The sequence below is a fragment of the Shewanella oncorhynchi genome, assembly GCF_012584455.1.
Taxonomy (GTDB): Bacteria; Pseudomonadota; Gammaproteobacteria; order Enterobacterales; family Shewanellaceae; genus Shewanella; species Shewanella oncorhynchi.
On sequence record NZ_JABAEB010000024.1, the window covers coordinates 19,510 to 31,038 of the forward strand.

General features: G+C 46.6%; 7 protein-coding genes. 4 read left to right on the forward strand and 3 right to left on the reverse strand.

Features of this window, described 5'->3' with window-relative positions:
• Positions 1–16: 16 nt before the first annotated feature.
• The 3 genes from purD (at position 17) to HGO26_RS22165 (ending at position 5,127) form a co-directional block, all read left to right on the forward strand.
• Positions 17–1,315 carry a phosphoribosylamine--glycine ligase gene (purD, locus tag HGO26_RS22155; RefSeq protein WP_168827790.1) on the forward strand — a complete coding sequence of 433 codons (1,299 nt, stop codon included), beginning with the start codon at positions 17–19 and terminating at the stop codon, positions 1,313–1,315.
• Positions 1,316–1,492: 177 nt separating this feature from the next.
• Entirely contained in the window at positions 1,493–4,729 is a 3,237-nt protein-coding gene (locus HGO26_RS22160) for an ImpA family metalloprotease (protein ID WP_168827791.1), read from the forward strand.
• Positions 4,730–4,899: 170 nt separating this feature from the next.
• On the forward strand, positions 4,900–5,127 hold the full coding sequence (locus HGO26_RS22165) for a hypothetical protein (RefSeq protein WP_168827792.1): 228 nt from the start codon (positions 4,900–4,902) through the stop codon (positions 5,125–5,127).
• Between the two features lie 18 nt (positions 5,128–5,145).
• Here HGO26_RS22165 and HGO26_RS22170 read toward each other — a convergent pair whose 3' ends face one another.
• The 3 genes from HGO26_RS22170 to hemE all read right to left on the reverse strand — a co-directional run bounded on the left by HGO26_RS22170 (position 5,146) and on the right by hemE (position 10,074).
• Positions 5,146–5,949 (reverse strand): SDR family oxidoreductase, encoded by an 804-nt coding sequence (locus tag HGO26_RS22170; protein WP_168827793.1) that lies wholly within the window; start codon positions 5,947–5,949, stop codon positions 5,146–5,148.
• A 75-nt stretch (positions 5,950–6,024) separates the two neighbouring features.
• Complete coding sequence (locus HGO26_RS22175; RefSeq protein WP_105250392.1) at positions 6,025–8,604, reverse strand: putative bifunctional diguanylate cyclase/phosphodiesterase; 2,580 nt, start codon at positions 8,602–8,604, stop codon at positions 6,025–6,027.
• A gap of 405 nt (positions 8,605–9,009) precedes the next feature.
• The gene (gene hemE / locus HGO26_RS22180) at positions 9,010–10,074 is read right to left on the reverse strand and encodes a uroporphyrinogen decarboxylase (RefSeq protein ID WP_006079904.1); all 1,065 of its coding nucleotides are present in this window, start codon (positions 10,072–10,074) and stop codon (positions 9,010–9,012) included.
• A gap of 457 nt (positions 10,075–10,531) precedes the next feature.
• On the opposite strand from hemE, the gene rsd reads away from it, so the two are divergent.
• Positions 10,532–11,011 (forward strand): sigma D regulator, encoded by a 480-nt coding sequence (rsd, locus tag HGO26_RS22190; protein WP_211086001.1) that lies wholly within the window; start codon positions 10,532–10,534, stop codon positions 11,009–11,011.
• The last annotated feature ends 518 nt before the right edge of the window (positions 11,012–11,529 follow it).

The following is an 11,529-nucleotide window of genomic DNA, read 5'->3' on the forward strand; positions in this document are numbered from 1 at the left end:
TGTGGGAGTTTTAACCATGAAAGTGTTAATCATTGGTGGCGGCGGCCGCGAACATGCCCTAGCTTGGAAAGCCGCTCAATCGGCTCAAGTTGTTACCGTTTATGTAGCACCCGGTAATGCGGGCACAGCCCTAGAACCTAATGTTGAAAATCTGGCGATCAGCGCCACCGACATCCCTGCTCTGCTCGATTTTGCGAAAACTAATAAGATTGAACTGACCATAGTCGGCCCAGAAGCACCACTCGTTATCGGTGTCGTCGATGCCTTCAACGCCGCAGGTTTAGCGATTTTTGGCCCAACTAAAGCCGCAGCCCAACTCGAAGGTTCAAAAGCCTTCACTAAAGACTTTTTAGCCCGCCACAATATTCCTACGGCGGGTTATAAAAACTGCACTGAAATCAGCGATGCCAAAGCTTTCGTGCGTGAATTAACGGCCACAACGGGTTATCCAGTGGTTATCAAAGCCGACGGTTTAGCCGCCGGAAAAGGCGTGATCATCGCCCAAAACCAAGCCGAAGCCGATGCCGCAATTGATGACATGCTCGCCGGTAACAAGTTTGGCGAAGCGGGTTCGCGCGTAGTGATTGAAGAGTTTCTCAAGGGCGAAGAAGCCAGCTTTATCGTGATGGTCGATGGTAAGAATATTCTACCAATGGCCACCAGCCAAGATCATAAAGCCCGTGATAACGGCGATTACGGCCCAAATACTGGCGGCATGGGCGCTTACTCGCCAGCACCTGTGGTAACCCAAGCGGTACACGATTGGACTGTGGCAAACGTGATTCGCCCGACGGTTGATGGAATGGCGGCAGAAGGCAATGTCTACACGGGCTTCCTGTATGCTGGTTTGATGATATCGCCCGATGGCAGCGCCAAAGTGCTCGAGTACAACTGCCGCTTCGGCGATCCAGAAACTCAGCCAATCATGATGCGGTTAAAGTCTGACTTAGTGGAACTGTGTTTAGCCGCCACCCGTGGCGAGTTAGATAAAGTGACCGCAGAATACGACGAGCGCGCAGCCGTGGGTGTGGTATTGGCTGCTGGCGGTTACCCAGATGAGTATCGCAAATTTGATGTGATTGACGGTCTCAGCCTTGGCGATAACGACGGTAAAGTGTTCCATGCGGGCACTGAGATGAAAAACGGCCACGTCGTTACCAACGGCGGTCGCGTATTGTGTGCGACGGCACTGGGTAACACAGTCACCGAAGCGCAAAAAGCCGCCTATAAATTGGTTGATGAAATTCACTGGGATGATGTGTATTTCCGTACCGATATTGGTTATCGCGCAATCGCACGTGAACAGCAAGATTAATTAATATCTCTATTAAAAAACCGGCAAGAAGCCGGTTTTTTTGTGCCTGTTTTTTGACAAGCGTCAAATATAACATCATGATTTTCAATAAAATTATATAATTAATTCTATTGAAAACAGGAGCAACAAGATACAATGTCAACCAAATGTTAAATACACAAAGTTCAAGGACTCCCCATGAGGATTAGACTACTTTATGCCTACATTGCCATACTGCTTAGCGGATGCGGTGGCGGCTCAGAAGATGCTGGAACGACCACAACACCCACTCAGCCGCCAGTCCAACCTCCCGCGCTGGTACAATACACCGCCAGCAGCCTATCGGTAATAGGTGGCGCACTGAGTCCAAGCAGCCAAAAAGTGGAGTCTGGCAAAAGCGCTATTTTTAGCATTACTGCCGATACCGGCTTTACGCTTGAGGGCATTACTGGCTGTGGTGGCACGCTCAATGTGCTGACTTACACCACTGCGGCCATGACGGCCGATTGCACTATCACGCCGACATTTATCAGTAATGCCGAAAATGCCATTAAACACCAAGACCACAGGCTTGCCAGTGCGAGTGAGTTAATTGATTTCAGCATCGCAGAACTCGCTAATATCGACATCAAACGTAAAGCCCAGATAAATCAGCTATATCAAGGTGTCGGTAGCAGCATCTCTTGGCATCCAACCCATGACTCAATTACCTTTTCGAGCTTTATGCCGGAGAACACTTTTACTATCTTGCCATCAAATGTCGATGGCAGTGGGGCAAGCGCCGTTCGTGGGTTAGTGATGGCGGGCGAGCAACAGGGGCAAAGATATGCGGCCATGGCGGGGAATCTGTTTTCCGTCAACACTTCGGCGCAAACCGATACTTTATTGAAAAATCTTTTAGGCTGGCTGACCAAAGGTGCCGATAAAACCGACGGCCTCAGCATAGTGACCGCCCAAATGCCGAGCAAGGCTGACAGTTGGTACTTTCCCCATAATGAAGGGATCCGCACTTGGCTCACAAACAACTACCCCGCAGCCCATAGCCTTAATACAGCAAATACCTGTGACTACAGCGAGTTAAGCAACTGTATCAACACACTGAAACCGGATCTGATTATCATTAGTGACATAGACCGTCAGTCCTTGGGTTTTGCAGGCATAAAAGCCGCGATCGCTAAGGCCAAAGCGGCAGGAATTCCCTTGTTGCTCTCTAACTACTGGCGTAATGAAAGCCCAATACTGTTGCCACTTTACCTTGAGATGGGGCTTTCTACCTCTGGCAATTACTGGTCAAAACTCAATACCAATAACCTCAGTGTGACCGACATTTTGGTCGAAGACACCGCCCTGGCCAAAGTGAATAATTTGCTCGGTAAGCTTAACGAAGGCCGCTTCGACACCTCAGTACTCAACGACTGCAGCGGCAATTACTTGAGCTGTAATACTGCCGCCTTTGTTGACTCATTCAAGGCGGGTGCCGATTGGTATCGAGCCAATGCTGAAACCTTAGATAACCATGCTATCGATGTGTTTACCAAAGCAGACTTCCCCTTGATGAAGGCCGGACTGCTGCTCGCCGATAAGTATCGCAGCGAGATTGACTACCCCATAGCCTACAGCGAATACGCCCAGTGGCAGCAGGCCCTGTTTGCCGATTGGACCGTCAGCTATGCCCGTAGCCATAACTTAGCCCAGCCAGATTTAGGTGAATATGTTACCGACAGAGCTAACCTCAGCAAGGGCAGCAATGCGCACTACACTTATCCTGCGACTGTCACAGAACATAAAACCATTAGCGTGCCCTATGCAGGCCAATGGACGACCACAGGCTGGTATGCGCTGCCAGGACAAACCATTAAACTCACTCGTCTCGATAGCAGTGCTGCGAATGTGGAGATCAAACTCAACTACCACAGACGCAATACCAACCGTGCCTATGAGCAGAAAATCTACCGAGGCCCATTGGAGTTGGCGCAGCAACGCCTGCGCTTAGCTCAAGGACAAAGTCTTGAATTTTCTTCCCCCTACGGCGGGCCGATTTATCTGTATATCAGTGGTGATACTTCGAGTGCTGATGGCGGCGCGTTAAGTGTCGAAGTCAACGCTGAGCATGTGGCTAAACATCCGACCATTATGGATTTTTCAAACCCTGCAGAAATAGCAGCCTTTAACGATCGTATCCAAAATACCGAATTACCCCATGTGGACTTGCGTACCGATGGTGCCGAGCAGCATCTGCGTCGCGACCGCTTTTTAAACGCCATCGGCGGGGATGTGCCCGATGTAAACGCGCTACTCAAAAGTATTGTCGATGACCATATCAACAGCGTTTACACCCTTGCAGGACTTAAGATCCAAGGCAAGAGCTTAAGTGAATCCTTACCCGCCGATGTACTAGCGGTCTGCAAAGGACTGTTTGGCGACGACTGTATCGATAATAGTCTGCATACCCGCACTATCATTCAACACGCGAATTATGACCAAAATGCCCAGTGCGGTGGAGGTTGTAGCGGTAACCCTTGGGACGCAGCATGGAATATCGACCCAACGGGATGGGGGGATAACCATGAGTTAGGCCACAATCTGCAAACTAACCGTCTCAATGTGCAATATGCTGCGGCAAGTGATCATGATAACTGGGCAGGTTATGGCAGCCGCGCAGGGGAAAACTCCAACAATATCTTCCCCTATGTGGTGAAGTGGAAAACCCATTATCTGCGCGACGGCAATACAGGCACAGTGACCGATGGTCACATGAACCACAAGGATCTCTTTTATGTGTTTATGTCCGATGCCGCAGGTACAACAGACACCAGTGGTAAACGCGTAGTGTTTGGCGCCAATTGTAAGGTGCTCGGTGCTGGTGAAGACAGATACACTGCGCCTTGGGCCAGCAATGCTTATGCAGTGCATAACGGTTATCGCATGGCGTTTTACATCCAAATGGCGCTTAAGGCTCACGGCATGACTCTCAGTGACGGCACCACTCTGAACAATGGCTTTAATCTCTTTACCTTGCTGTATCAACACAGTCGTATTTTCGGTAAATATGCGAATAACGCCAGTGATTGGGAAGCGAATCGTAGCAAACTGGGCTTTAGCCAATTTTCGTTTGAAGGCAATAGTGTCTACGGTGGCAAAACGGTGAAAGATATTCCGGGCAACGACTTTATGCTAGTGTCTTTGAGTAAACTCACAGGCAAAGATTGGCGCAGCCATTTCGATATGTTAGGCCTGCACTACTCAAGCCTTGCAGCCTCGCAAACGGTCGCCAATGCCACATCCGGGGCTATCTCCATGGGCATGTATGAGTTAGAAACCGACTTGCCACCCGCCAATATGAGCCAAGGTTTAACCTTTGTGCCCCTGTCACTCACTGATGGCACTACACAGTGGAAAGGTGTGGGTTCGCCAACCCAGTGCACCAAACCATAAGTGTGCTAAACCTTAATCTCGCTAAGATACTAACGCTATTCATAAACCTCGCTCTGGCGGGGTTTATGTTCACCTAAAAATGTGATGTAAAGCACATACCTAGGTTCAGATGACGTGCACGATCTAGCTTCTTATATTTTTAACAATCATGAAATTAATGGGGTAAATATATGGGTTATTCGATAAAAGATCTTATTTATCAAGGTGAAAAATCAGGCGTACATAACTGGCAAACCCTAGAAGGAGCCAGCTTTTACTGGCATCCAGATTGGTTTCATATTGCAGAGGATATGACGGGCCATAACGCGACTGTGACTATCGATATCTATGGGGACAAAGCGACCCAAAGTGAAGCTGAACAATCCATCATTAAGCATCTCAATAAGAGTGGCAAATAGCTTGTAGTGGCAAAAAAATTAGTGCCCGGAGGCGATCGCCCTGCGGGCAATTTTGTCGATTAAGCCTGGCGCGATCAGCTTAAGCCAACGCCCCAAACGACCGCGAAGTGAAGTAATCAGTTGACGGCCTCGAGTTGCAATCACTGGCAACATCATATTAGCGCATTGCTCAGCCGTCAGTATCTTAGCTTCCTGCATCGGAGATTTACCTAAAGGATGACCTGCACCATCGAGGGCACGTTTGTGAATTTGTGACACTACAAAATCGGGGCAAATAACAGTTACGGCCACATTATCATCCACTAATTCAATCCGCAAAGAATCGAAAAAACCAATCACAGCATGTTTAGAAGCGGCATAACCGCTGCGAGTAGGAACGCCCGTTAATCCAGCGACTGACGCCACAACCACCACTTGGCCTTTACTGGCTTTCAAGTGCGGTAACGCGGCATGGGTTAAATACGCAGGACCAAGATAATTCACCCGCATTATGTCTTCAAGCACCGAGAGCTGAGTCAGTTCATCAAAACGTGACCACATAGTCATGCCAGCATTGTTAATCAAAATATCGAGATGGCCATAATGCGCAACAGCAGCTTCAACTAAGGCTTCACACTGTTCTGGGCTGGAGACATCGGCGGCAAATACAAAAGGAGGCGGACCATAATTAGCGATTTCTAAAGCGAGTGAGGCGAGACGTGTTTCATTACGCGCACTGAGCACTAGTTGACAGCCCATTCGCGCCATTGCCACTGCGAGCGCCCGACCAATACCTTCTGAGGCACCCGTGATGATCACGACCTTGCCAGTGAGTCCATCCATAGTCATTCCTTTGTTATCGCTATGTTAATTACGCCTTTTGCTAAATTGGCATAATCACGCTAAAAGCGCAATCCTTCACGCGCGTTGTGCAAGCCTCATCTCATATTGCTCACGATAATTAGCTAAGGGTTGCGGGCGCCCTATCGCATAACCTTGCGCATAATTAATGCCTATGCTCAACAACCTGTCAATAATATCCTGATTCTCAACAAATTCAGCAACAGTCTCGATTCCCATAACCCGACAAACATCCTGAATCGATTTAACGATGGCGTAGTCTTTAGCATTCACGGCGAGATTCTTAATAAAACAGCCGTCGATTTTGACATAATCCACGGGCAGCTCACGCAGATAGCCATAAGAGGCAAAGCCACTGCCAAAATCATCCAGTGCAAATGAAAAACCGAGTTTACGTAACTGCTTCAACATTTCCATACCACGATTGCGATTTTGGATCGCGGTGGTTTCAGTAATTTCAAAACAAATACATTGGCTTGGAATATCAAAAATGTGTTGCTGCTGGGCGATATATTCCACCATACCTTCGGCACCTAAACTATTGCCCGAAAGGTTGATCGAAATACAATGATCAGGCCAAAGCACGGGGTTCAAAGACAACCATAAAAAAGCTTTGCGGATGACTTCTTTATCGATATCTGGCATCAACTTAAAACGTTCAGCGGCGGCTATAAACTGCGCTGGCGCCAAAATGCGGCCACAGGGCTCTTGAATTCGTAACAGAATTTCCATTCGTTGTCGCTGCGGACCACTGCCTAGTCCGCGGATCGGTTGGTAATACAGGATCAACTCGTTTTCTTCAATCGCTTGCGCAATACGTACCGCCCATTTAGGCGCATTTCTTTGGTAGGTGAGCTCTTTATCTTTATCATCGTAAAAATGAATTTGATTAGCCCCCTTAGCTTTAGCGGCAATGCAGGCGATATCAGCGTCTTTTAATAACTCTTGTGCATCAATATAGGGGGCTCGGCCAAAGGCAACACCTATGCTGAGGCCAACTTTATAATTACAGTTTTTATCGTTCAACACTTGCATGGAGACTTGCGCGATCATTTGCTTCAGTAATTGCGCCACAGATAAGGCACTACGATTACAAATCACTAAACCAAACTCATCGCCACCAAGGCGCGCCAATAGCTCCTGTGGCCCAAGACAAGCCTGCATGGCCTTAGCCACCATAGCAAGCATACGATCGCCTGCAGTATGGCCACAGCTGTCGTTAATCAACTTGAATTGCTCCAAATCGAGGTAACAAACGGCGATAGTTTTGGCTGAAGCGGCAAATTGGGGTAACTGCTCATCAAATGCCTGACGGTTTAGCAGCCCTGTAATGCTATCGAAATTTGCCCTTTTTTGTAGCTGGTGTTTAAGCAACTCTTCTTGAGTGATATCCCGCAATACCACGACAGTTCCAACAATTTCTTTATCGTGATTGCGCAGATTGCTGATACTGCGCTCCATAATCCGAGGCGAAGCAGTTAATAGCTTGATTTTCTCGACCTGCGGCGCTGATTCTTCGAGACGAATGCAGGTAAAAACCGCCTGATTTAACTGCTCCCCAGCCTTTAACAGACTCGCAAGGCTCTGACCTATGGCATAGCAACTAGCAACATCGAGAAGCAACTCGGCCCGCGGATTCATATAAATCACGTTGGCATCGACATCGGTCAAAATCACCGCTTCAGCAATGGATTCTAAGGTGATTTTCGCGCGTTCTTTTTGCTGATAAATTCTTGCCAGCAAGCTATTAACACGGCTGGCGAGCACTTCTAATTCTTCATTACCCTCGCTTGTAACGGGTTGATAGACACTGGACATAGGATCGACCAGCGCCAATTGATGCATCAGATTTTTAAAGGGTTTGAGTAAGCCCGAACGCAGCCAAATATAACCAAGACCAACAATAAACACACCAAAGAGAATAAATCCGAGCGATACCCAATCAAGTTGAAATTTAACCTCTCTAAAGGGACCATCGGAAAACAGTACTTGCAGGTAGACAGGCTTATCTTTTAACAGACTTGGAATGTTAATCGCGTCACTGTGCACACCATCAACTGTTGGCGTAACTTCGCGAGAATGGCTCATGCTCACCTTAGTCACCAATAAGGCCTGAGCATATTCCAGTAAGTCTTTATCAGTCAGTTGGCGTACCAGCAGCACAGATTCATTGGGCGCAGAAGCCACGGAAGTAACGACATAAGCATACTTGCCCATCAAATAAGCGCCAGCAACACTGGGCTTATCGGCACTGACAATAGCATTGGCGATTTCTCGTAACTTATCATTCTCAAAGGGACGTTCATTGGGGAAAAAAGGGTGCAATTCACCCTGCCGTAGAATATACCAACTCAGATTGGCTGACATTGAGCTATCGCGCCACGAGGATTCAAGCTTTTTAAGTTGGTCTTCATCTAATTGAGACAAAGGTAAGGCATAGATATTAGTGAGAAAGGTTAAGCGATCGACATCAATTTGAAACTGCTGCTGGATATTGGCAAGCTCACGGTTAGCACTATCTTGACGTAATAGCTCGACGCGATGGTCGTACCAATAACCAAGACAATAGGAGACAATTACCACCGCAGGGAGACAAAAGCCCGCAATAAATACCATTATTTTCTTGCCAATGTGCATCTCTTACCACGGCTTGTTATGACTAAATTGATTGATGGCCTTGCATAATCCTTCACTGCGCCATGCAACATATCTCATTTGCGAATAGTATTAAACATCACTTCGCTTTAGTCGTTGCTAAAGTAGACATTTTCATGCAATTAAATCAATTTTATACCTTTGATTTAAATTAAAATTTATAAATTAAACGATTATAAGTTTTACTTTTTTATCAAGATAATTCACACATAATCAGTATGTGAATATAGGGAATTCAAGTCGTTGTTTAAAATTAAGCTAGCAGACGATAGAAACCACCGCATACCTAATCCATAAAGATACCTTCGCCAGAAGCTCCAACGCTATCAAATTCAAATGTCGGATATAAAACAGGCCCGCAAGCGGGCCTGTTTCGCAAACCAAAAATTATTTATGGTATTGCTTTGATTGCGCATGAACCGCCTTGATAAAGGCGCCAGCATGTTCTGGATCGACATGCTGATGAATACCATGACCTAGGTTAAATACATGGCCAGTACCTTCACCATAACCCGCTAAAATATGACCAACTTCCTCTTCGATACGTGGAATTGGCGCATACAACATAGATGGGTCCATGTTGCCTTGCAATGCAACTTTATGGCCTACACGACGACGGGCATCGGCAATGTCTACCGTCCAATCCAAACCTAGTGCATCACAGCCAGTTTCTGCCATCGCTTCTAGCCACAAACCACCGCCTTTAGTAAACAGCGTCACAGGCACTTTACGGCCATCGGCAAAGCGTGTCAGACCATCAATAATCTTCTGCATATAACGCAAAGAAAACTCACGGTAAGCAGAGTGCGATAACGCACCGCCCCATGAGTCAAATATCATCAAAGATTGCGCACCGTTAGCAACTTGAGCATTCAGGTATAGGATCACTGAATCGGCTAATTTATCTAACAGCATGTGTAATGCCATTGGCTCTGCGTAAGCCATCTTCTTAATTTTTTCGAAGGTTTTGCTCGAACCACCTTCAACCATATAAGTCGCTAAGGTCCAAGGTGAACCAGAAAAGCCAATTAACGGCACTGCGCCATTCAGTTCACGGCGAATAGTGCTAACGGCTTTCATCACATAACCCAGCTCATCTTCTGGATCTGGAATTGAGAGCTTTTTGATCGCATCGATAGTGTCTGTTGGGCGCTCGAAACGTGGGCCTTCACCCGCCTCAAAATACAAACCTAAACCCATAGCATCGGGTACAGTTAGGATATCGGAAAACAAAATCGCCGCATCAAGATCATAACGACGTAAAGGTTGCAGCGTGACTTCACAGGCAAGCTCATGATTTTTACACAAAGACATGAAGTCACCCGCTTGAGCGCGAGTGGCTTTATATTCAGGAAGATAACGGCCAGCTTGACGCATCATCCACACAGGGGTCACATCGACAGGCTCTTTTAGTAGGGCGCGTAAATAACGATCATTCTTTAATTCTGCCATTGGGCTTGGTTCCTAGTCTTATTGAGATCCGCTGGGTCGGTAGTTTAGCATTTACGCGAATAATGTAACCTTTATGTGCAAATTTATGTGAGCTATTCCCCATCATTGGCGTCGATTTGACCGCATAAACCAGAAAATGTTACCCAGCTAACATACTGCTCATTTATTCGTAACGAAGTCACACTCAGACAGAAAAAAGTTGCGCCGGTTCCCCGCCTTTGGTATAAAAAGTCTGCGCTAGCAAGAACAATCAAGAAGCTCGTCGCATCGAGCCTGCTATAAACTTTACTCGCCCAACGATAGGTTTCTATCGTTGGGCTTTTTATTTGCATTTTTCGATACGAAACAGCTGGTTTGTCCATTTCGTCATTCTCGCAAATTCGCATGAAAAGAGTTGATCGATTAGCAACTTGTCCCTACATTAGAGTTATGTGCTGGCACTTAAATGGAATGCATCATGCTGAGAGAACTCGAAAAAGCAGAACAGAAGTGGGGCGGTTCAAATAGGCTTATTGATCAATGGCTAAAAAACCGTCGAAAACTGTTAGTGCATTACTGCCAAATTGCTGGGCTTCCTCCTTACAGTAAATCAGAAAAATCGCTTCCCTCGTTCGAACATGTTAAATCTTTCTGTGACTTATTAGTTGACTATGTGTCCGAAGGACATTTCGAGGTCTATGATAAAGTCGTTAATGCCTGCAGTGAATATGGCGAATCAAGCAAAACGCTCGCGCAACAAGTATTGCCCAAGATAACGCCAACCACGAATGCAGCATTAGATTTCAACGATAAATATGCGGAAACACAAGACGATTTCGTATTATATCAACTCGATAAAGACCTATCTGAGCTCGCCCATAACATGGAAACACGCTTCGAACTCGAAGATGAACTACTTGAAGTTCTCCATCGCAAACATTCTGAGCACAACCTGTAGCCCTCCTTCCTAAGCGCACCTTGCTGCATCTGTGCGCTTATCTATCCTTTCCCTCAATCGTTTTGAAAATGAAGTAGCTGGCTTTGGGCGACTACAGGAACACGTCCTAGTGCCATCAGACAGCAACCGTTTGAATCAAATTGAATCCGATAGAGCAGATGTAGTCATGGCCGAGGCAGCACACATTGGCAAATCGTTGTTTCAATAGGTATGGCGATATTGTTATGTAATGCTTGATAGCATTAATGTCTTGAGGAGCCACAGAAGATGACTCAGTTGTGCTTTCGGGAATGGATAAACTTTGCTAATTAATAGAATAGGTTTAGCTTTAAAACAAAAAATTCATATTCTGGTAAGGATTTCATCTAAATGATGCCCGAGTATGAGGATAACCATGTGCTTCGAGCCCGAAGCATGTGCGTCACTGGGACGGATTATCCACAACGCCATAACGAAAAAAGCCTCATCTTTCGATGAGGCTTATCTCTTAATGTTGGCGGAGCGGACGGGACTCGAAC